Source organism: Pseudomonas sp. NFIX10, from assembly GCF_900111955.1.
Taxonomy (GTDB): Bacteria; Pseudomonadota; Gammaproteobacteria; order Pseudomonadales; family Pseudomonadaceae; genus Aquipseudomonas; species Aquipseudomonas fluorescens_AA.
On sequence record NZ_FOKH01000046.1, the window covers coordinates 17,740 to 38,636 of the forward strand.

General features: G+C 63.2%; 17 protein-coding genes. All 17 read left to right on the forward strand.

Annotation, left to right across the window (positions count from 1 at the left end; all coding sequences use genetic code 11):
* Positions 1-2: 2 nt before the first annotated feature.
* The 17 genes from BM321_RS28195 (at position 3) to gspM (ending at position 20,897) form a co-directional block, all read left to right on the forward strand.
* Positions 3-1,574 carry an AAA family ATPase gene (locus BM321_RS28195; RefSeq protein ID WP_092446243.1) on the forward strand — a complete coding sequence of 524 codons (1,572 nt, stop codon included), beginning with the start codon at positions 3-5 and terminating at the stop codon, positions 1,572-1,574.
* Positions 1,575-1,924: 350 nt separating this feature from the next.
* The gene (gene gltB, locus BM321_RS28205) at positions 1,925-6,373 is read left to right on the forward strand and encodes a glutamate synthase large subunit (RefSeq protein WP_092446245.1); all 4,449 of its coding nucleotides are present in this window, start codon (positions 1,925-1,927) and stop codon (positions 6,371-6,373) included.
* 33 nt (positions 6,374-6,406) lie between these two features.
* Complete coding sequence (locus BM321_RS28210; protein WP_003196992.1) at positions 6,407-7,825, forward strand: FAD-dependent oxidoreductase; 1,419 nt, start codon at positions 6,407-6,409, stop codon at positions 7,823-7,825.
* A 219-nt stretch (positions 7,826-8,044) separates the two neighbouring features.
* Positions 8,045-9,112, forward strand: a complete 1,068-nt coding sequence (gene hemE / locus BM321_RS28215; protein WP_092203350.1) for a uroporphyrinogen decarboxylase — start codon at positions 8,045-8,047, stop codon at positions 9,110-9,112.
* Between the two features lie 338 nt (positions 9,113-9,450).
* Positions 9,451-10,917: an N-acetylglucosamine-binding protein GbpA gene (gene gbpA, locus BM321_RS28220; protein ID WP_092446247.1), complete on the forward strand. Its 1,467-nt coding sequence runs from the start codon at positions 9,451-9,453 to the stop codon at positions 10,915-10,917.
* 66 nt (positions 10,918-10,983) lie between these two features.
* A complete protein-coding gene (locus BM321_RS28225; RefSeq protein WP_092446249.1) occupies positions 10,984-11,529 on the forward strand; it encodes a cytochrome b in 546 nt (181 codons plus the stop codon).
* Positions 11,526-12,053 carry a type II secretion system protein N gene (locus BM321_RS28230; RefSeq protein WP_092446252.1) on the forward strand — a complete coding sequence of 176 codons (528 nt, stop codon included), beginning with the start codon at positions 11,526-11,528 and terminating at the stop codon, positions 12,051-12,053. Before BM321_RS28225 ends, BM321_RS28230 begins: the two co-directional genes overlap by 4 nt.
* A gap of 8 nt (positions 12,054-12,061) precedes the next feature.
* Positions 12,062-13,987: a type II secretion system secretin GspD gene (gene gspD, locus BM321_RS28235; RefSeq protein ID WP_175534986.1), complete on the forward strand. Its 1,926-nt coding sequence runs from the start codon at positions 12,062-12,064 to the stop codon at positions 13,985-13,987.
* A complete protein-coding gene (gene gspE, locus BM321_RS28240) occupies positions 13,984-15,447 on the forward strand; it encodes a type II secretion system ATPase GspE (RefSeq protein ID WP_092446256.1) in 1,464 nt (487 codons plus the stop codon). Before gspD ends, gspE begins: the two co-directional genes overlap by 4 nt.
* 4 nt (positions 15,448-15,451) lie before the next feature.
* Positions 15,452-16,660 carry a type II secretion system inner membrane protein GspF gene (gene gspF, locus BM321_RS28245; protein ID WP_092446258.1) on the forward strand — a complete coding sequence of 403 codons (1,209 nt, stop codon included), beginning with the start codon at positions 15,452-15,454 and terminating at the stop codon, positions 16,658-16,660.
* A gap of 3 nt (positions 16,661-16,663) precedes the next feature.
* A complete protein-coding gene (gspG, locus tag BM321_RS28250) occupies positions 16,664-17,122 on the forward strand; it encodes a type II secretion system major pseudopilin GspG (protein ID WP_092446260.1) in 459 nt (152 codons plus the stop codon).
* A gap of 2 nt (positions 17,123-17,124) precedes the next feature.
* Positions 17,125-17,592 carry a type II secretion system minor pseudopilin GspH gene (gene gspH, locus BM321_RS28255; RefSeq protein WP_092446262.1) on the forward strand — a complete coding sequence of 156 codons (468 nt, stop codon included), beginning with the start codon at positions 17,125-17,127 and terminating at the stop codon, positions 17,590-17,592.
* Complete coding sequence (gene gspI / locus BM321_RS28260) at positions 17,585-17,971, forward strand: type II secretion system minor pseudopilin GspI (protein WP_092446264.1); 387 nt, start codon at positions 17,585-17,587, stop codon at positions 17,969-17,971. The genes gspH and gspI overlap by 8 nt, the downstream gene beginning before the upstream one ends.
* Positions 17,964-18,497: a type II secretion system protein GspJ gene (locus BM321_RS28265; RefSeq protein WP_092446266.1), complete on the forward strand. Its 534-nt coding sequence runs from the start codon at positions 17,964-17,966 to the stop codon at positions 18,495-18,497. The genes gspI and BM321_RS28265 overlap by 8 nt, the downstream gene beginning before the upstream one ends.
* Entirely contained in the window at positions 18,494-19,339 is an 846-nt protein-coding gene (locus BM321_RS28270) for a type II secretion system protein GspK (protein ID WP_092446268.1), read from the forward strand. The genes BM321_RS28265 and BM321_RS28270 overlap by 4 nt, the downstream gene beginning before the upstream one ends.
* The gene (gene gspL, locus BM321_RS28275; RefSeq protein WP_092446270.1) at positions 19,339-20,442 is read left to right on the forward strand and encodes a type II secretion system protein GspL; all 1,104 of its coding nucleotides are present in this window, start codon (positions 19,339-19,341) and stop codon (positions 20,440-20,442) included. The genes BM321_RS28270 and gspL overlap by 1 nt, the downstream gene beginning before the upstream one ends.
* Positions 20,442-20,897 (forward strand): type II secretion system protein GspM, encoded by a 456-nt coding sequence (gene gspM, locus BM321_RS28280; RefSeq protein ID WP_092446272.1) that lies wholly within the window; start codon positions 20,442-20,444, stop codon positions 20,895-20,897. The genes gspL and gspM overlap by 1 nt, the downstream gene beginning before the upstream one ends.

Below are 20,897 nucleotides of genomic sequence, written 5' to 3' on the forward strand. Positions count from 1 at the left end.
CGATGACTAGTTTGCATGCCGACGAGGCTTTCCTCGGCCATTTCCAATTGAGTCATGACCCTTTCGCCCCACGGGTCCCGGGCTTCAAGTTCTTCCCCGCCCAGCGCAAGCCGGTGCTGGGCCAGTTGCATCACCTGGCGCGCTACAGCCAGTTGCTGTTGGTGGTCACCGGCCCCCAGGGCAGCGGCAAGACCTTGCTGCGCCAGGCCTTGGTGGCCAGTACCAACAAACAATCTGTGCAAAGCGTGGTGGTGTCGGCCCGTGGCGCCGGCGATGCCGCCGGTGTGTTGCGCCAGGTGGCCCAGGCGCTGAACGTCGCCCAGGCCGAAATCGGTGCAATCCTCGATCAGATCGTGCAACTGGCGCTGACCGGGCAGGAAGTCTATCTGCTGGTGGACGATGCCGAGCAACTCGACGAATCGGCCCTCGAAGCCCTGCTGGCCTTGGCGGCCGGTGCGCCGGAGGGCCGGCCTCACGTGTTCCTGTTCGGCGAGTCGTCGCTGATCGCCGACCTGGACCAATTGAACCTCGAGGAAGAGCGCTTCCACGTCATCGAGCTGGCGCCCTACACCGAGGAAGAAACCCGTGAATACCTGGCCCAGCGTCTCGAGGGCGCGGGCCGGGGTATCGAACTTTTCACCGCCGATCAGATCTCTGAGATTCACGAAAGCTCCGAAGGTTGGCCTGGCAACATCAACCAGGTTGCCCGCGATGCTCTGATCGAAGTCATGATTGCCAGCCGCTCAGCGGTGAAGCGTCCAAGTATGGGGTTCAACATGCCGAAGAAACACGTATTGGCAATTTCCGCCGTCGTCGTGGTCGCGGTTGCCGCCGCCTGGCTGATGCCGGGTCGCACCAAGGCACCTGCCACGGGTGCCCCTGCCAACGAACAGGCGCAACTGCCCCTCGGCCAAGGTACGCCGCAACCCAACGGTGGCGCGCCGGCCGTGGAATTCGCCGGTAACACCCAGCCGATGCCGCTGCCGCTGGTCGGCCAGTCGCAGCCGGTCATGCGCGGCCCGTTGGCCGAAGCGGCCGGCGGTATCACCGAAGGCGACGACGGCGCAGCGCCACCGATCGACGATAGCAGCGACACGCCGCCGACCGTGACCACCACCGCACCGCCTGCGGGCGTGCCGGCCGGCCCGGCGCCAACGCCTGCCCCGACCGCCAAGCCGACCCAGCTGGCCACCGCCAAGCCGGCACCGGTTCCGGCGCCTGCGGCCAAGCCAGCGCCGCCAGCAGCACCGGCGGCCAAGCCAGCTGCTGCCCCAGCCAAGGCCGCGGGCGGTAGCTGGTACGCTGGCCAGGCGCCGGGCAACTACGTGGTGCAGATCCTCGGCACCAGTTCCGAAGCCACGGCGCAGAACTTCGTCAAGGAGCAGGGTGGCGAGTACCGTTATTTCAAGAAAGTGCTCAACGGCAAGCCGCTGTATGTCATCACCTACGGCAGCTTTGCCAACCGTGATGCGGCCGTTTCCGCCATCAAGGCCTTGCCAGCGAAGGTTCAGGCTGGTAAACCTTGGCCTCGCACTGTCGCCAGCGTCCAACAGGAACTGGCTGCAACTCGCTGAAGATTCGGCGGCCTTACCCAGGCCGCCTCTCCCGGCAACCTCAAAATTTCCGCAAGGGCGGGCGACCTTTCAGGCCGCGCGCCTTGTGGTGTCTGCGTCACAGTAGCGTTTGAGTCGTAGCGGTCAAACCCAAAAAAGTTTTGACTAGCACAGCATATAGCTTTAAACCTTTCACAAATGCGACATGGATTTGCGACAGTTCGTCGTCAAATTTGTGAGCCTCTGTGTCGGTGTGTACAATGACCTCCCTTTTGCCCCCGCAAAGCTGGCGTACGTTCGGCGCGGCATGCAACCGGTTGAATTGAAAAGAAATTTGCCTCGATTAGAGGCAGCCTGGTGAGAAAGTGTCTATGAAAGCAGGTCTGTACCAACCAGATGAATTCAAGGATAACTGCGGTTTCGGCCTGATAGCTCATATGCAGGGCGAACCCAGCCATACCCTTTTGCAAACGGCCATTGAGGCCCTGACCTGCATGACCCACCGCGGTGGGATCAACGCCGACGGCAAGACCGGCGACGGTTGTGGCTTGCTGATTCAAAAGCCCGACGAGTTCCTGCGTGCCGTAGCCCAGGAAACGTTCGGCGTGACCCTGCCCAAGCAGTACGCCGTGGGCATGGTGTTCTTCAACCAGGACCCGGTGAAGGCTGAGGCGGCTCGCGAAAACATGAATCGCGAGATCCTGGCCGCCGGCCTGCAACTGGTTGGCTGGCGCAAAGTGCCGATCGACACCAGCGTCCTCGGCCGCCTGGCGCTCGAGCGCCTGCCGCAGATCGAACAGGTGTTCATCGCCGGCGAAGGCCTGAGCGACCAGGACATGTCGATCAAGCTGTTCAGCTCCCGTCGTCGTTCATCCGTGGCCAACGCCGCCGACACCGATCACTACATCTGCAGCTTTTCCCACAAGACCATTATCTATAAAGGCCTGATGATGCCGGCGGACCTCACCGCCTTCTATCCGGACCTGAGCGACGAGCGCCTGAAAACCGCGATCTGCGTGTTCCACCAGCGCTTCTCCACCAACACCCTGCCGAAGTGGCCGCTGGCCCAGCCATTCCGCTTCCTCGCCCACAACGGCGAGATCAACACCATCACTGGCAACCGCAACTGGGCCGTGGCCCGTCGCACCAAGTTCGCCAACGACCTGATGCCGGACCTCGAAGAACTCGGCCCGCTGGTCAACCGCGTGGGTTCGGACTCCTCGAGCATGGACAACATGCTGGAACTGATGGTGACCGGTGGCATCGACCTGTTCCGCGGCGTGCGCATGCTGGTGCCGCCGGCGTGGCAGAACGTCGAGACCATGGACCCGGACCTGCGCGCCTTCTACGAATACAACTCCATGCACATGGAGCCGTGGGACGGCCCGGCCGGTATCGTCATGACCGACGGTCGCTACGCCGTGTGCCTGCTGGACCGTAACGGCCTGCGTCCGGCGCGCTGGGTCACCACCACCAACGGGTTCATCACCCTGGCGTCGGAAATCGGCGTCTGGAACTACCAGCCCGAAGACGTCATCGCCAAGGGCCGCGTAGGCCCGGGCCAGATCTTTGCCGTGGACACCGAGACCGGCCAGATCCTCGACACCGACGCCATCGACAACCGCCTCAAGTCCCGTCATCCGTACAAGCAATGGCTGCGCAAGAATGCCCTGCGCATCCAGGCGACCATGGAAGACAACGACCACGGCTCGGCTTTCTATGATGTAGACCAGCTCAAGCAGTACATGAAGATGTACCAGGTGACGTTCGAAGAACGTGACCAGGTGCTGCGTCCGCTGGGCGAGCAGGGCTACGAAGCGGTCGGCTCCATGGGCGACGACACGCCGATGGCCGTGCTGTCGCAGCGCGTGCGCACGCCGTACGACTATTTCCGCCAGCAGTTCGCCCAGGTGACCAACCCACCGATCGACCCGCTGCGCGAAGCGATCGTGATGTCCCTGGAAATCTGCCTCGGTGCCGAGCGCAATATATTCCAGGAATCGCCGGAACACGCCTCGCGGGTGATCCTCAGCTCGCCGGTCATTTCCCCGGCCAAGTGGCGTTCGTTGACCAACCTCGACCGCCCAGGCTTCGCGCGCCAGGTCATCGACCTGAACTACGACGAAAGCGTCGGCCTGGAAGCGGCGATCCGCAACGTCGCCGATCAGGCTGAAGAAGCCGCGCGCGCCGGGCGCACCCAGATCGTCCTCAGCGACCGTCACATCGCCCCGGGCAAGCTGCCGATCCACGCCTCGCTGGCCACCGGCGCGGTGCACCATCGCCTGACCGAAAAAGGCCTGCGCTGCGACTCCAACATCCTGGTGGAAACCGCCACCGCCCGCGATCCGCATCACTTCGCGGTGTTGATCGGCTTCGGTGCCTCGGCGGTGTATCCGTTCCTGGCCTATGAAGTGCTGGGCGACCTGATCCGCACCGGCGAAGTACTGGGCGACCTCTACGAGGTGTTCAAGAACTACCGCAAGGGCATCACCAAGGGGCTGCTCAAGATCCTGTCGAAGATGGGCATCTCGACCATCGCCTCGTACCGTGGCGCGCAACTGTTCGAGGCCATCGGCCTGTCCGAGGAAGTCTGCGAGCTGAGCTTCCGTGGCGTGCCGAGCCGCATCAAGGGTGCGCGTTTCGTCGACATCGAAGCCGAACAGAAAGCCCTGGCCGCCGAAGCCTGGAGCTCGCGCAAGCCGATCCAGCAGGGCGGCCTGCTGAAGTTCGTTCACGGTGGCGAATACCACGCCTACAACCCCGACGTGGTCAACACCCTGCAAGCGGCCGTGCAGCAGGGCGACTACAGCAAGTTCAAGGAATACACCTCGCTGGTGGACAACCGTCCGGTGTCGATGATCCGCGACCTGCTCAAGGTCAAGACCCTCGACACGCCGCTGGACATCAGTGAAGTGGAACCGCTGGAATCGGTGCTCAAGCGCTTCGATTCGGCCGGTATTTCCCTCGGCGCCTTGTCCCCGGAAGCCCACGAAGCCCTGGCCGAAGCCATGAACCGCCTCGGTGCGCGTTCCAACTCCGGCGAAGGCGGCGAAGACCCGGCGCGCTACGGCACCATCAAGAGTTCGAAAATCAAGCAGGTGGCCACCGGCCGCTTCGGTGTGACGCCGGAATACCTGGTCAACGCTGAAGTGCTGCAGATCAAGGTCGCCCAAGGCGCCAAGCCCGGCGAAGGCGGTCAGTTGCCCGGTGGCAAGGTCAACGGCCTGATCGCCAAGCTGCGTTATGCGGTCCCCGGCGTGACCCTGATCTCGCCGCCGCCGCACCACGACATCTACTCGATCGAAGACTTGTCGCAACTGATCTTCGACCTCAAGCAGGTGAACCCCAAGGCGCTGGTCTCGGTGAAGCTGGTGGCGGAAGCCGGCGTCGGCACCATTGCCGCCGGCGTGGCCAAGGCCTATGCCGACCTGATCACCATCTCCGGCTACGACGGCGGCACCGGTGCATCGCCGCTGACCTCGATCAAGTACGCAGGTGCACCATGGGAGCTGGGCCTGGCCGAAACTCACCAGACCCTGCGCGGCAACGATTTGCGCGGCAAGGTCCGGGTGCAGACCGACGGTGGCCTGAAAACCGGCCTGGACGTGATCAAGGCGGCCATCCTCGGCGCCGAGAGCTTCGGCTTCGGCACCGCGCCGATGATCGCCCTGGGCTGCAAGTACCTGCGCATCTGCCACCTGAACAACTGCGCCACCGGCGTGGCGACCCAGAACGACAAGCTGCGCAAGGACCACTACATCGGTACCGTCGACATGGTGGTGAATTTCTTCACCTACGTGGCCGAAGAGACCCGTGAGTGGCTGGCCAAGCTGGGTGTGCGTTCGCTTGAAGAGCTGATCGGCCGCACCGACCTGCTGGACGTGATCGAGGGCCAGACCGCCAAGCAGCAGCACCTGGACCTGACCCCGTTGCTGGGCAGCGATCTCATCCCGGCGGACAAGCCACAGTTCTGCCAGGTCGACCGCAACCCGCCATTCGACAAGGGCGAGCTGGCCGAGAGGATGGTCGACATGGCCGCTTCGGCGATCAACGACCTGAGCGGTGCCGAGTTCGACCTGGATATCTGCAACTGCGACCGCTCCATCGGCGCGCGGATCTCCGGCGAAATCGCCCGCAAGCACGGCAACCAGGGCATGGCCAAGGCGCCGATCACCTTCCGCTTCAAGGGCACCGCAGGCCAGAGCTTCGGCGTCTGGAACGCCGGTGGCCTGAACATGTATCTGGAAGGCGATGCCAACGACTACGTGGGCAAGGGCATGACCGGCGGCAAGCTGGTCATCGTTCCGCCCAAGGGCAGCGTCTACAAGACCCAGGACAGTGCCATCATCGGCAACACCTGCCTGTATGGCGCCACGGGCGGCAAGCTGTTCGCCGCCGGCACCGCGGGCGAGCGTTTCGCCGTGCGTAACTCCGGGGCCCACACCGTGGTGGAAGGCACCGGCGATCACTGCTGCGAGTACATGACCGGTGGTTTTGTCTGCGTGCTGGGCAAGACCGGTTATAACTTCGGCTCTGGCATGACCGGCGGTTTCGCCTACGTGCTCGACCAGGACAACACCTTTGTTGACCGGGTCAACCACGAACTGGTGGAAATCCAGCGGATCAGCGGCGAGGCGATGGAAGCCTACCGCAGCCATTTGCAGCGTGTACTGGATGAGTACGTCGAGGAAACCGACAGCGAGTGGGGTCGTGAACTCGCCGAGAACCTCGATGACTACGTGCGTCGTTTCTGGCTGGTCAAGCCCAAGGCTGCCAACCTGAAATCGTTGCTTTCCAGCACTCGTGCCAACCCGCAGTGATATGCGCCTGAAGAGTTTGATGAGGTTTTAACAATGGCTGAACGTCTGAATAACGACTTCCAGTTCATCGATGTCGGGCGCAAGGATCCGAAGAAGAAACTGTTGCGTCAACGCAAGAAAGAGTTCGTGGAAATCTACGAGCCTTTCAAACCCCAGCAATCGGCCGACCAGGCCCACCGCTGCCTGGGTTGTGGCAACCCGTATTGCGAATGGAAGTGCCCGGTGCACAACTTCATTCCCAACTGGCTGAAACTGGTGGCCGAGGGCAACATCCTCCAGGCCGCCGAGCTGTCCCACCAGACCAATACCCTGCCGGAAGTCTGCGGCCGGGTGTGCCCGCAGGATCGCCTGTGTGAAGGTGCCTGCACCCTCAACGACGGTTTTGGCGCGGTGACCATCGGTTCGGTGGAGAAGTACATCACCGACACCGCGTTCGCCATGGGCTGGCGCCCGGACATGTCCAAGGTCAAGCCGACCGGCAAGCGCGTGGCGATCATCGGTGCCGGCCCGGCGGGCCTGGGCTGTGCCGACGTGCTGGTACGCGGTGGCGTGACCCCGGTGGTGTTCGACAAGAACCCGGAAATCGGCGGCCTGCTGACCTTTGGCATTCCCGAGTTCAAGCTGGAAAAGACCGTACTGAGCAATCGTCGCGAAGTCTTCACCGGCATGGGCATCGAGTTCCGCCTGAACACCGAGGTGGGCAAGGACGTGACCATGGAGCAACTGCTCGAGGAATACGATGCGGTCTTCATGGGCATGGGCACCTACACCTACATGAAGGGTGGCTTTGCCGGTGAGGACCTGCCGGGCGTCTACGACGCACTCGACTTCCTGATCGCCAACGTCAACCGCAACCTGGGCTTTGAAAAGTCGCCGGAAGATTTCGTCGACATGAAAGGCAAGAAGGTCGTGGTGCTCGGCGGTGGCGACACGGCGATGGACTGCAACCGCACGTCGATCCGCCAGGGCGCCAAGTCGGTGACCTGCGCCTATCGTCGCGACGAAGCGAACATGCCCGGCTCGCGCAAAGAGGTGAAGAATGCCAAGGAAGAAGGCGTGAAATTCCTCTACAACCGCCAGCCGATCGCCATTGTCGGTGAAGACAAGGTCGAAGGTGTGAAGGTGGTCGAGACCCGTCTCGGCGAACCGGACGCCCGCGGCCGTCGCAGCCCCGAGCCGATCCCCGGTTCCGAAGAGATCATCCCGGCCGACGCCGTGGTCATCGCCTTCGGCTTCCGCCCGAGCCCGGCGCCGTGGTTCGAGCAGTTCAGCATCCAGACCGACAGCCAGGGCCGCGTCGTGGCCCCGGAGCAGGGCCAGTACAAGCACCAGACCAGCAACCCGAAGATCTTCGCCGGTGGCGACATGGTCCGGGGTTCCGACCTGGTGGTGACGGCGATCTTCGAAGGCCGCAATGCGGCGGAGGGGATTCTGGATTACCTGCAAGTCTGACCGCTGTTGATCGTTCCCACGCTCTGCGTGGGAATGCAGCCCGGGACGCTCTGCGTCCCCCTGGAACGCGGAGCGTCCCTTGAGGCATTCCCACGCAGGGCGTAGGAACGATCAGTTCAACCGCGACAAATTGCCCCGATAGATAAAAGGCACGGCTCTTGCCGTGCCTTTTGCGTCGCGCTCTGAGAAAATGCCCGCACTTTTTTTCCGGATGCCGACATGACTGCCCTGAAGAACGACCGTTTCCTTCGCGCCCTGCTCAAGCAACCCGTGGACGTCACCCCTGTATGGATGATGCGCCAGGCCGGTCGCTACCTGCCGGAGTACCGCGCCAGCCGCGCCAAGGCCGGTGACTTCATGAGCTTGTGCATGAACCCCCAGTTCGCCTGCGAAGTCACGATGCAGCCGCTGGACCGTTATCCGCAGTTGGACGCGGCGATCCTGTTCTCCGACATCCTCACCATTCCCGACGCCATGGGGCAGGGCTTGTACTTCGAGACCGGCGAAGGCCCGCGTTTCAGGAAAGTCGTCAGCACCCTGGCCGACATCGAGGCGCTGCCGATTCCCGATCCGCAGAAGGACCTGGGCTACGTCATGGACGCGGTCAGCACCATTCGCCGTGAACTCAACGGTCGCGTGCCGCTGATCGGTTTCTCCGGCAGCCCCTGGACCCTGGCCACCTACATGGTCGAAGGCGGTTCGTCGAAGGACTTCCGCAAGACCAAGGCCATGCTCTACGACAACCCGCAAGCCATGCACCTGTTGCTGGACAAGCTGGCCCAATCGGTCACGTCCTACCTCAACGGCCAGATCCTGGCCGGCGCGCAAGCGGTGCAGATCTTCGATACCTGGGGCGGCAACCTGTCGGCGGCGGCATACCAGGAATTTTCCCTGGCCTACATGCGCAAGATCGTCAGCGGCCTGATCCGCGAGCACGAAGGTCGCAAAGTCCCGGTGATCCTGTTCACCAAGAACGGCGGCCTGTGGCTGGAAAGCATCGCCGAGGCCGGCGCCGACGCCTTGGGCCTGGATTGGACCTGCGACATTGGCAATGCCCGCGAACGTGTCGGTCACAAAGTCGCCCTGCAAGGCAACATGGACCCGACCGTGCTCTACGCCAAGCCCGAAGCCATTCGCGCCGAAGTCGGGCGTATTTTGGCGAGCTATGGCAGCGGCAGCGGGCATGTGTTCAACCTGGGCCATGGCATCACCCCGGAAGTCGACCCGGAACACGCCGGCGCCTTCCTGCGGGCGGTGCATGAGTTGTCGGCGCAATATCACGTCTGATTGCGACCTCTGTCACCCAGCCTGTCCGGTCCTGTGCTGGACAGGCTTTTTTATTGTCTGCCCTATAACTTTAAATTTAACGCCTGATTGTAGTTGGCCAGGTGTTACTGTTTGTCAGCGTTTAATGGTTATTGCCATTTATAAGAAGTTTCTCTTTCTATGTAAGGGAAATAGATTAACAGATCATTCCTTCTATTTTGAGAGATTTTTCCTACATAGGGGGGCTTAAACTTTCTATAAGGTTCCGGTGCTTGCAGGACGTGCGCTGAGCGATCCGGCGGGCCTTGCAAGATGACGGTAAAACGTCTTTCAATCTCGATGGATAGTCTGGAACTTATATGAAAAACAACTTCAACAAGAACGGCGTATTAACGGGATGCGCATCGTCGTTAGTTCTGTTGTCGGCCATGCTGACAGCCCAGGGTGTATTCGCCCACGGGTACCTCGAAGTACCGCCTTCGCGGGCATTTTTATGCCAGAAAGGTGAAAACAAAAACTGTGGTGGTGCGCAATACGAACCTCATAGTACCGGCGAAACGTTCAAGGGCTTCCCGAACGGAGCAGGCGGCGCCCCGCTGCAAGGCCCGATCGACGGCCAGATTGCCAGCGGCAGTAACTCGCTGTTTTCCGCCCTGGATGCGCAGTCGTCCACTCGCTGGCAACTGACTGAAATCCGCGATCGCAACATTGCGTTCCAATGGCAATACATCGCCCCACATCTGACGACCAAACACGAATATTTCATTACCCGTGAGGGTTGGAACCCGAACAAGCCGCTCGAGCGCGCATCGTTCGACAGTGCACCGTTTTGTACGGTAGACGGCGATAATCAAGTGCCAGTAAGTGGTGTCGAGCACAATTGTGTGATTCCCGACAGCAAGTCGGGTCATCACGTCATCCTGGCGGTCTGGACGGTCGGCGACTCCCCCAACGCATTCTACAATCCGGCGGATGTGAACATCCTCGCCGAAGCCGCCTTGCCGGGTGGCTGGTCGCCGGTGGGCAGCATCGCACCGTCGGCTCCACTGCTGGCGGGGGACAAGGTCAAGGCCCGGGCATTCTCTGCCACCGGTGAAAATGCCGAATACAGCGTAGAGATCAGCATCGACAACGCCGAAGAAGGCAAGCCCGAGAACTGGTCGTTCAAACTGGCCGAGGCCATCAACAAGGCCCATCCTTTGATTCGTGCCGGTATCCGTGACGACGAGGGCAATATCACGCCGATCAAGGGTACCAACAAGCTGTATGCCCAGGACGAAAGCGGCGTCAAGCGCTATGAAGTGCAACTGGACATGAAGGAAGACCCTGGCGCCAGCATGGAGGTCGCTTCCCTGCAGCCGGAATATGTACTGGACAAAGGCCGGGTCAGCATGGCGTTCGCAGCACAGACCAACCGCAGGATGAACCTGCAGGCCACGCTGTTCAATGAAAACAACAAGCAGGTCGGTACGGTGAGCCAGACTGTGGCTGAAGGCAATACCGGCCTGAGCATTGATGTACGCAGTGCGCCGGGTGCCCACACCCTGACGCTGGTGGGTACCACCGAAGACGGACGCAGCACTCGCCAGGATACCCGGAGCGTCACCCTGACCGGTGACGGCGCGGGCATCGAGTACGACTTCGAGTTTCCTGAAGGTCTCAGCGACTACACCGCCGGCACTAAAGTGCTGCAACCCAAGACTGACGAAGTATTCGAGTGCAAGCCGTTCCCTGAGTCCGGCTACTGCAAGCAATACTCCCCGACCGCCAACGGCTTCGAGCCGGGTATCGGTGCCTCCTGGCAAAGCGCCTGGGACAAGCTGTAAGTCCTGACAGGCACGGCTTCGGGCGATCCGCAGGGTTTGCCTGGAGCCTTCGAGGGAGGGTGGGTGATGCATTCCAATTATTCTCGGCCACGTGTGCTGCTGCACTGGCTGTCGGCGGTCATTATCCTGTGGACCTTGGTGTCCGGGTTTTATGTGGCTTACAACCCGGTGTCGGCTGCGACCGAGCACTGGATCGGGTCATTCAATGTGTCGCTGACGACGCTGTTCATTCCGCTGTTCGTGTGGCGTGCCTGCCTGTTTGTCCGTGCGTTGGAGCCCCAGGGGCGAGCGCCTGCGCCGATCAGGACGCTGGCCTTTGCGGTACACGCCATGATCTACCTGGTCATTGCTGTCGTCCTGGTGACCGGCGTTCTGATGATGAAAAGCGCGATCAGTGTTTTCGGACTCGTTCACTTCCCCCAGCCACTGAGCGATCCGGCGCTGATCGGGCGGGCAAGCACGATCCATACCTCGGCTTGCGTGGTGCTTTCCGTGCTCCTGGCGCTGCATCTTTGCGCAGTGGTCTGGCATGAGTGCTCCGGACGCAGGGTGGTGCGGCGAATGACCTTTGCCAAGCCCTTGGACGCGATGATCCGGCGGGCGCAAAAGTGAGTGTTTCTTTCAAGGTTGGCAGTCGGTTGCCCACGACAATCCTGGTGCTCGTACCGCTGTTGTACGGGGTGTTGCTGGCCGGGCAGGAGTGGCGTTATCGCCAGGCAGTGGCCCGTGCTGTGCCAGTGGTTGGCGACTCGTCTACCGTCCCGGTGCGCGCCCTGCCCAACGTACAAGCCGTCGCGACGGTGTTCGGCCTGACGCCCGAAGATGCCCAGGCGCCAAGCACCGAACCAATCACGTTGCAAGCCAGTTTTGTCGCTGGCCAAGGTTTGTCGCGGGCCTTGCTGGCGGACGCCGCGGGCCCGCGCATTTACCAAGTGGGCGAGCGTTTGCCGGGTGGCAGCGTGCTGCGCCGGGTCGAGACCAGCCATGTGACGTTGTGGCGCAACGGACGTGAAGAGCGCTTGGCTCTGCAACCCGCAGCCAAGCCCCTGTTGCGCCGGCTGAGCCTCGAAGACGGGCGCCATGCCGCGCCGCATTCCTCGCAATACCTACGCCCGGTGGCCGGGCAATCAGAGTGAACGAATTCATGAACAGCTTTATCCGGGGCCGTGTTTCGCGTGTCCTGTTCTGCCTCGCCGCGTCTTGCCTGCTGACGCCCGCCGGTTGGCTGCAGGCCGAAGAGGCCCAGTGGCAACTGGCGATGAATAACGCGGAACTGCGCGATGTGGTCGAAGAGTTCTCAGCGATCCTGGGCAAGACCGTGGTGCTCGATCCCCGGGTGTCGGGGCGCATCACCGTCATGTCCCGGGAGGCACTGGATCGCGAAGGCGTGCGACGGTTGTTCTATTCAGTGCTCGATGCCCATAACTTCACCGTGATCGACGAAGGCGAGCGGATCCTGATCACGCCGGTCAGCGATGCCAAGACGCGTGCCGGTGTCGCCGACGAACAAAGCGCCACACCGTCGCAGTTCGTCACCCGGGTCCTTGACCTGCAATCGAGCATTGCTGCCGATGTTGCCGGGCTGATCCGCCCCTTAGTATCGGCCAATGGTTACGTCGGCCCTTCGGTCTCGTCCAACGCCTTGGTGGTCACCGACACGGCGGCCAATGTCCAGCGCATCGCCGGCGTGGTGCAACGGTTGGATTCAGGACGCAACCGCAATCATGTGGTGGTGCGCTTGAAGCACGCCCAGGCCGGGGACATCGCCCCACTGGTGGAAGCCTCCGGCGGCAAGCGCGAGGGGGATACGGCGGGTGTGGTGATTGCCGATGCCCGCAGCAATCGGCTGGTGATCATTGGTGCGCCCGCGGTGCGTCAACGCCTGGTCGACCTGGCCCGGACCCTGGACGTGCCGGCAGCCGCCTCCCAGGACAACGCCCGGGTCATCCGTCTGCGTCACAGCGATGCCAAACAGTTGGCCGAGGTGCTGGAAGGTGTCGGCCAGGATAGGAAAACCACGCCGGTCCTCGCTGGCCAACGGGAAACCGCGGGAGCCAACCCCTTCAGGATCAAGGCCGATGAAAGCCAGAATGCCTTGGTCCTGATCGCTGAACCGGCCCAGGTCCGCATCATCGAGAACATCGTTCGGGAGCTGGACCAACCCCGGGCCCAGGTGCTCATTCATGCGGCCATCGTCGAGGTGAGCGGGGATATTTCCGAAGCGCTGGGGGTGCAGTGGGGGCTCAAGAGCGGCAGCGCGGCAGGGGTCATCAACTTCCCGGGAACCGACATCCCGATCGTCGGCCTGGACTTCAACAAGCTGGATAAAACCAAGGAAAACGCATTCCTGCGCCTGGGGGGCGATCGCTTCAGTGCGCTGGTTTCGGCGTTGGCGAGCAATGCCCACAGCAACCTGCTTTCCACTCCCAGCCTGCTGACCCTGGATAACCAGGAAGCGGAAATCATCGTGGGCCAGAACGTTCCGTTCAAGACGGGTTCCTACGCCACCAGCGGCAACGGCGCAGACAATCCGTTCACCACTGTGGAGCGCAAGGACGTGGGTATCAGCCTCAAGGTCAAGCCCTACATCAACGAAGGCTCGACCTTGCGCCTTGAAGTCGAGCAGGAGGTGTCGGACATCGCGCCGTCGGTCTCCGGTGTGGACTCCTCGGACCTGATCACCAACAAGCGCGCCTTGAAGAGCACGATCCTGGCGGACGATGGCGAGATCATCGTGATCGGTGGCCTGATCCGCGACAGTGTCCGCAGCCAGCAAAGCGGTGTGCCGCTGCTGCGCAGTATTCCCTACCTGGGCGCGTTGTTTCGCTGGAACCGCGACACCCAGACCAAAAGCAACCTGATGGTGTTCCTGCGCCCGACCATCGTGCGCAGCAGCGAAGACCTGGCCGATGTGAGCCGGCAACGCTACGACGCGCTCCGGGAGCTGAGCGAACCCGGCTCGCGGAAAAACAACTCGTTGCTGCTGCCCCGGGACGCCCGCCAGTTGTTCGAATCGTCTGCGCGGGAACCGGCGCTCGACGTGCGTCCACCGCCGCCGGAGGGCCTGTGAGCGAGCCGTTGCCCTTTGGTTTCGCCAGGCGCCTGGGCGTGCTGCTGGAAGGCGCGGGGCCGACCTTGAGCCTGTCGATGCGCAGCGACACGCCCCTGACTGCCGTGGCTGAAGTCCGGCGCCTGTGTGGGCGGGATCTGCCTATCCAGGTCCTGGAGCCGGCGCAGTTCGCCGCGCGCCTGGCCAGCGTCTATCGCCAGGGCCAGAGCGCCGCCGAGCAGGTGGCCCAAGGCCTGGACGAGGAATTGGACCTGCTCAGCCTGGCCGACCAGATGCCGCAGACCACCGACCTGTTGGAGCAGCAGGGCGATGCGCCGATCATTCGCCTGATCAATGCATTGCTCAGCGAGGCGGTCCGCGAGCATGCCTCGGATGTGCACCTGGAAACGTTCGAGCAATACCTGTCGGTGCGCATGCGCATCGACGGGCAGTTGCAGGAAATGCTGCGCCCGCGCCGGGAACTGGCGAACCTGTTGGTGTCGCGGATCAAGGTCATGGCGCGCCTCGACATCGCCGAAAAACGCGTGCCTCAGGACGGCCGGATGGCGTTGCGCCTGGCCGGGCACGAGGTCGATGTGCGGGTCTCGACCCTGCCTTCGGCCCATGGCGAGCGGGTGGTGTTGCGCCTGCTCGACAAGCAGGCCGGGCGCCTGGATCTGCAACGCCTGGGCCTGCCCGATGACACCCTGGCGAGCCTGCGCCAGTTGCTCGGCAAGCCCCACGGCATCGTGCTGGTCACCGGGCCCACGGGGTCGGGGAAGACCACCAGTCTGTACGCGGCGCTGAGCAGCATCAACGACCAGAGCCGCAACATCCTCACGGTCGAAGACCCCATCGAATATCACCTGCCGGGCATCGGCCAGATGCCGGTCAACCCGAAAGTCGACATGACCTTCGCCCGCGGTTTGCGGGCCATTTTGCGCCAGGACCCGGATGTGGTGATGGTCGGCGAAATACGCGACCGCGAGACCGCCGAAATCGCCGTCCAGGCATCGCTGACCGGGCACCTGGTGCTCTCGACCCTGCACACCAACACCGCCGTCGGCGCGGTCACGCGGCTGGTGGACATGGGCGTGGATGCGTATCTGTTGGCGTCGTCCCTGGCCGGCATCGTCGCCCAGCGTTTGTTGCGCTGTCTGTGCCCTTCCTGCAAAGCCCCTTATGTGGCCGACGCCGCCACGTGTCGGCGCCTGGGCCTCGATGCCGATGCCGCGCCCAGGCTGTTCAAGGCCCAGGGCTGCGAGCAATGCCAGAAAGGCTATCGCGGGCGCTTCGGCATCTATGAGCTGGTGCATGTCAACGCTGCGCTGTCGCAACTGATTCACCAGGGCGCCACCGAGCAGGCGCTCGCCGCCGAGGCCCGCAAGACCTCCCGCAGCCTGTTCCAGGACGGTCGCCAGCGCGTGCTGGAAGGCCTGACCAGCGTCGACGAACTGCTGCGCATTACCCAGGAGGATTAGCGCCATGCCGACCTTCGATTATCGGGCCGAAAACACCCAGGGTCGACGCTGCAAGGGCCGTGTGGAAGCCGACAGCCCTCGGCATGCTCGACAGTTGTTGCGCGAGCGCGGCTTGCTGCCCAGCGAGTTGGCGGAAGCCAAGGAGCAGCGAGTCCTGGTCGGGCGCCATGCCGGGGGGCGCCTGGGCCCGGCGGATCTGGCCTTGCTGACGTTGCAGCTGTCCACCTTGATCCAGGCCGGCCTGCCCCTTGAGGAATCCCTGGGGGCGGTGGCGCAACAGAGCCAGAAACGGCGCGTTGCCCACCTGCTGGCGGCGGTGCGCAGCCGGGTGATGGAAGGCCACGCGCTGGCGACGGCACTGAGGGCCTTCCCTCAAGCGTTCCCCGAACTGTTCTGCGCCACGGTCGCGGCGGGCGAGCAGTCGGGTCACCTGGGCCAGGTGTTGGAACAACTGGCGAGCTACACCCGGGCGCGCCAGGCCTCGCGCCAGCGCATTCAACTGGCGCTGGTGTACCCGCTGATTCTGATGCTGGCCTGTGTCGCGATTGTCGCGTTCCTGCTGGGTTATGTGGTGCCGGATGTGGTGAAGATTTTCATCGACAGCGGTCAGCCGTTGCCCTGGCTGACCCAGGCACTGATCGCCGTGAGCGACGGCTTGCGTCGCCATGGCCTACTGCTGTTCGGTGCGCTGGCCGGGCTGTTCGGGGTGTGGCGCTGGAGCTTGCGCCAACCGGCGTGGCGCCTGCGCTGGCACCGCTTGTTGTTGCGGCTGCCGCTGCTGGGCGAGGTGCTGCGGGCGATGGAAGCGGCGCGATTCGCCAGCACCTTGGCGATTCTGAGCAAAAGCTCGGTACCGCTGGTGGAGGCCTTGCACATCGCCGCGCAGGTGATCGGCAACCTGACGATCCGCGCCCGCATGGCTGACGTTGCACGTTCGGTACGTGAGGGCGGGACCCTGACCCGTGGCCTGGAGCAGGGCGGTGATATTCCGCCGCTGATGCTGCACATGATCGCCAGCGGCGAACGGGCCGGCGAACTCGACAACATGCTGGCCCGGGCCGCCGAACAACAGGAGGCCAGCCTCGCGGCGCGCATCGCGCTGGTGGTGAGCCTTTTCGAACCGGCCATGTTGGTGCTGATGGGCGGCGTCGTGCTGCTGATCGTCATGGCCATTCTCCTACCGATCCTGAGCCTCAACCAATTGGTGAACTGACCGATGAAACTCCAAAGCAACCGACCCTCACGCCATCAACAACGTGGTTTTACCCTGATCGAAATCATGGTGGTGGTGGTCATCATTGGCGTGCTGGGCGCCATCGTGGTACCGCAGTTCATGAGCCGACCCGACCAGGCCAAGGTCACGGCCGCCCGCACCGACATCCAGGCGATCGCCACGGCCCTGGAAATGTACCGCCTCGACAACTTCCATTACCCCTCGACCCAACAAGGCCTGGAGGCGTTGAGCAAACGCCCGTCCGGTACCCCCGCGGCCAGGAACTGGAACCCCCAGGGTTATCTGAAAAGCTTGCCGGTCGACCCTTGGGGCACGCCCTACCAGTACCTCAACCCCGGGCACAAATCCCTCGATGGCGGCTATGACCTCTACTCCCTGGGCGCCGATGGCGTGTCGGGTGGTGAGGGGATGGCGGCCGACATCGGCAATTGGTCCGAGTGAACATGCCGCGTCTCTGCCGGGGCTTCACCTTGTTGGAGCTGATGGTCGTTATCGTCTTGATCGGCGTCCTGGCGGGCATGGTCCGCTTCGCCACGGGGCCGGGCCCGGCGCGTGAAGCCCGCCAGCAAGCCCGGGACTTCGTGGCGCTGGTGCAGCAGTTGCGCGAGCGGGCGGTACTGGACGGGCAGGAATATGGCGTGCACGTGCAGCCGGGCGGTTATCAGGCGTTGCGACTCGAAGTCCAGGGCTGGACGGCCGTGTCGGTGCCCCATCGATTGCCCGAGGGCTTGACGCTCGGGTTGGAGCTGGACGGTCATGTCCTGTCGCTCGATGCCGTTCACGGCTCACCCCAGTTGCTGATGCTCAGCAGTGACGAGACCAGTCCGTTCAAGCTGTTCATCAACGTCGCTGGGCAGACGGTTGCCCGGGTATCGAGCGATGGCCTGACGGAGCCGCTGATCGATGAGTGACGCACGCAGGCAGGCCGCCGGTTGCCAGGGTTTCACACTGTTGGAAGTCATGATTGCCCTGGCGATTTTCGCGACGCTGGCGGCCGCCGTACTCTCGGCCAGCCAGTTCGTGCTCAAGCAAAGCGCCGGGCTTGAGGAGCGTCTGTTCGGCGCCTGGCTGGCGGACAATCAACTGAGCGAACTGCGCCTGGGAGTCGTCACGTCGCCTGGACAACAGCGACTGAATCGGCACCTGGATCGCCGCGATTGGGTCTTGCAGCAGCGTATCGCCCCGGCCCGCGATGGGCGCCTGTTGCAGGTCGAGATCCAGGTCAGCCGCGACGACAGTGCGATCGTCGCGCACCGCACCATCGGATGGATCCGCAGCCATCATGAATAGGCAATCGGGTTTCACCTTGTTGGAGCTGGTCATTGCCATCGCCATTTTTGCCTTGCTCGGCCTGGCCAGTTGGCGGTTGTTCGACGGGGTCGTGCGGACCCAGCAGGGAGTCGGTCAGCATGAGCGCGACATCAGGGCCTTGCAGCGTGCTGTCGGCGTAATCGAACGGGATGTGTGGCAGGCGGTTGCCGACTCGGTCGTGCTCGCCCCCGGGCATTTGCAGTTGCAGCGCAGCCAGTGGCGCAACCCACTGGACCAGCCTCGCAGCGAACGGCAGACAGTGAGCTATCAGCTCAAGGGCGGCACGTTATGGCGCGAGAGTGTCGGCGAAGGCATGACGCTTGTGCAGCGGCAGATATTGCTCGACGACGTCCGCAGCCTGAGTTGGCGCGTGTTCGACCGGCAACGGCGCTGGCGCGCTGAAACCGCGAGCGGCAACGCGCCGCTGGCGTTGGAGTTGATCGTGTCTGCGGGGCGTTTCGAACAGATCCGCCGGGTGCTGCTGTTGCCGGAGGCGTTGCCATGAAGCGCCAACGTGGCGTGGCGCTGATCAGCGTGCTGCTGGTGCTGAGCCTGGCATTGCTGTTGGTCGGTGGGCTGTTGCGCAGCCATCGCCTGCTGTTGCACAGCAGCGCGCAGCAACTGCAACAGGTCCAGTTGCGGCAATTGGGCTTGGCTGGGGAAGACTGGGCGCGGGTGGTGTTGGAAAACAGTGGGATAACGCCGTCCGGGCCCGTTGACCTGAGCCAGGATTGGGCCCGGCTCGGGCCTGTCATGGAAATGGACGGCGCCGAGCTGCGCATCGCTATCGAGGATTTGTCCGGGCGCCTGAACCTCAATGGATTGCTGGCCCAAGGGCAAATCGATCAGGTCACCCTCGGTCGCTGGACCCGCTTGCTGGCCTCGCTGGATCTGCCGCCGCTGTCGTTGCCCCAGGTCGGGCCGATGCAGGAGTTGAGTCAACTGCGCCTGTTGCCCGGCGTTGACGGCCCGATACTACGGCGCCTGGAGCCTTGGGTGGCGTTGCTCCCCAAGGACGCGCGGATGAACATCAATACCGCCCCGCAGCGCGTGCTGATGACCCTCGATGGCATGGAGGCCGGGGCCGCCCAGGCGTTGGTCAACCAGCGTCGCCACGCGCCATACCCCAGCGTGCAGGCGTTCACCAACGACCCGTTGCTGTCCGGCATGGGCCTCAGCAGCCATGGCCTGGGGGTGGGCAGCCGCTGGTTTCGAATCACCGTGAGCGTGACCCATGCCGACAGCCGTCTGCGCCTGGCCTCGGATATCGAGCGTGATGCTGTCAGCGGGCGCTGGACGGTTCGTCAGCGACGTTTCTTACCTTTCAGCCCCAGTGAGCTTCCTTGATGAAAACCTGGCTTTACCTGACTGCCGAGGGCCTGACCGCGCCTTGCGCCAACTGGCCGTGCTGCGTGTGGTCGTCCACCGGCGAGCGTCGTCGCCTGCCGTTGCACGAGGCGGCCGGCGAGTTGAGCGGACGGCCCGTGGATGTGCTGTTGCCGATGGAAATGTGCAGTTGGTTGCGCAGCGATCCGTGGCCCTCTCGACGCCAGCCCCGGCCCCAGGCCCTGGCATTCGCCGTCGAAGAACAACTGAGTGAAAACCTGGAGGCGCTGCACATCAGCGTCGGCCCGCGGGACCGTCAGCACCGCTATCCGCTGATGGTGACGGAGCGCGCCCGGTTCCAGGCGTTGCTGGCGCTGCTCGCCGAACAAGGCATCGATACACGGGCGGTGCATGTCGATGCCGACCTGCTTGCCGATGAGCAGGCATTGGGCGTGCGTTGGTTCGGGCGCTGGTTGTTGGGCGCAGGGCTGCCGGCGCGGCTGGCGTTGTCGGCACGGGCCCTGGCGACGCTCAAGCCCGGCTTGCCCGAGGACATTCAGTGGCTGGACGAAGAGCGCGATTACCCTGGCATCGATGAATGGCTGCTGAGCGCGGGTGGACGCCCCATCGACCTGTTGCAAGGTGAATTCCGTCGACGTGGTCGAGCGCTGCCATGGCGTGGTGTTTCGGCGGTGGCACTGGGCATGTTGGTGCTCACCTGGGCTTTCTGCGACGCCCGCGTACGTTTTCTTGAAAGCGAAACCCAGCTTTTGCATGCCCAAAGTGAGCAGCGGTTCAGGTCGCTGTACCCCGGGCAGGAGCGGATCGTCGACCTGGCGGTGCAGTTCCAGGCATTGCAGAGTCGGCGCGGGCAAAGCCACGACACTCAGGTCGCGCGTCTGACCCGTCTGACCGAGCAAGTCATTGGCGCCAGCAACGTCGAGGTGCAGCGCATCGATTTTCGTGAAGGCGAAGGCTGGAAGATCCAGTTGACGGCGAACAGTTTCGTCGAGCTTGAACAACTGCGTGAACGCGGGCAGCAAAACGGCTTGCCCGTCACCCTGGGCAGCGCGAGCAAACAGAACAATCGGGTGCAGGCCATCCTCACACTGGAGAACAGTTGATGAACATCGATGGATGGCGGGTCTTGAAACAGAGCTGGGGAAGCCTGTCGCGCCGAGAACAAGGGCTGTTGCTGGGGCTTGCCGGGGTATTGTCGGTGGCGCTGGCCTACACCGCGATTTGGCAACCGACCTGGCAACGACGGGAGGTTGCCGAACGCCAGTATCAACAACAGGCTGAACTGAACGCCCGGATCCAGCGTGCCGAACCCACCCGGGATATGACCGTCGCCACGCGGCCCTTGTCGGTGCGCGTCAATGAAAGTGCGACAGCGGCGGGGTTGGACATGGCGGAAATGGAAGTCGACGGCGACTCGGTGCGACTCGCCGTCAGTGGTGAGGCGAGTGCGTTGCTGCATTGGTTGGATCAACAGGAGCGAGAGGGATCGGTGCTGCGGTCGCTGACGTTGGAAGTGGAGCATGGTGTGTTGGGCGCGCGAGTGGTTTTGCGCCAATGA

What these genes read in the sequence shown, in the direction of transcription:
- BM321_RS28210 (WP_003196992.1), top strand. Translation starts at nt 6,407, where the DNA reads ATGGCTGAACGTCTGAATAACGACTTCCAGTTCATCGATGTCGGGCGC.
- BM321_RS28270 (WP_092446268.1), top strand. Translation starts at nt 18,494, where the DNA reads ATGAAGCGCCAACGTGGCGTGGCGCTGATCAGCGTGCTGCTGGTGCTG.
- gspG (WP_092446260.1), top strand. Translation starts at nt 16,664, where the DNA reads ATGAAACTCCAAAGCAACCGACCCTCACGCCATCAACAACGTGGTTTT.
- gspH (WP_092446262.1), top strand. Translation starts at nt 17,125, where the DNA reads ATGCCGCGTCTCTGCCGGGGCTTCACCTTGTTGGAGCTGATGGTCGTT.
- gspL (WP_092446270.1), top strand. Translation starts at nt 19,339, where the DNA reads ATGAAAACCTGGCTTTACCTGACTGCCGAGGGCCTGACCGCGCCTTGC.
- gbpA (WP_092446247.1), top strand. Translation starts at nt 9,451, where the DNA reads ATGAAAAACAACTTCAACAAGAACGGCGTATTAACGGGATGCGCATCG.
- gspF (WP_092446258.1), top strand. Translation starts at nt 15,452, where the DNA reads ATGCCGACCTTCGATTATCGGGCCGAAAACACCCAGGGTCGACGCTGC.
- gspI (WP_092446264.1), top strand. Translation starts at nt 17,585, where the DNA reads ATGAGTGACGCACGCAGGCAGGCCGCCGGTTGCCAGGGTTTCACACTG.
- gltB (WP_092446245.1), top strand. Translation starts at nt 1,925, where the DNA reads ATGAAAGCAGGTCTGTACCAACCAGATGAATTCAAGGATAACTGCGGT.
- BM321_RS28265 (WP_092446266.1), top strand. Translation starts at nt 17,964, where the DNA reads ATGAATAGGCAATCGGGTTTCACCTTGTTGGAGCTGGTCATTGCCATC.
- hemE (WP_092203350.1), top strand. Translation starts at nt 8,045, where the DNA reads ATGACTGCCCTGAAGAACGACCGTTTCCTTCGCGCCCTGCTCAAGCAA.
- gspM (WP_092446272.1), top strand. Translation starts at nt 20,442, where the DNA reads ATGAACATCGATGGATGGCGGGTCTTGAAACAGAGCTGGGGAAGCCTG.
- BM321_RS28195 (WP_092446243.1), top strand. Translation starts at nt 3, where the DNA reads ATGACTAGTTTGCATGCCGACGAGGCTTTCCTCGGCCATTTCCAATTG.
- BM321_RS28225 (WP_092446249.1), top strand. Translation starts at nt 10,984, where the DNA reads ATGCATTCCAATTATTCTCGGCCACGTGTGCTGCTGCACTGGCTGTCG.
- gspD (WP_175534986.1), top strand. Translation starts at nt 12,062, where the DNA reads ATGAACAGCTTTATCCGGGGCCGTGTTTCGCGTGTCCTGTTCTGCCTC.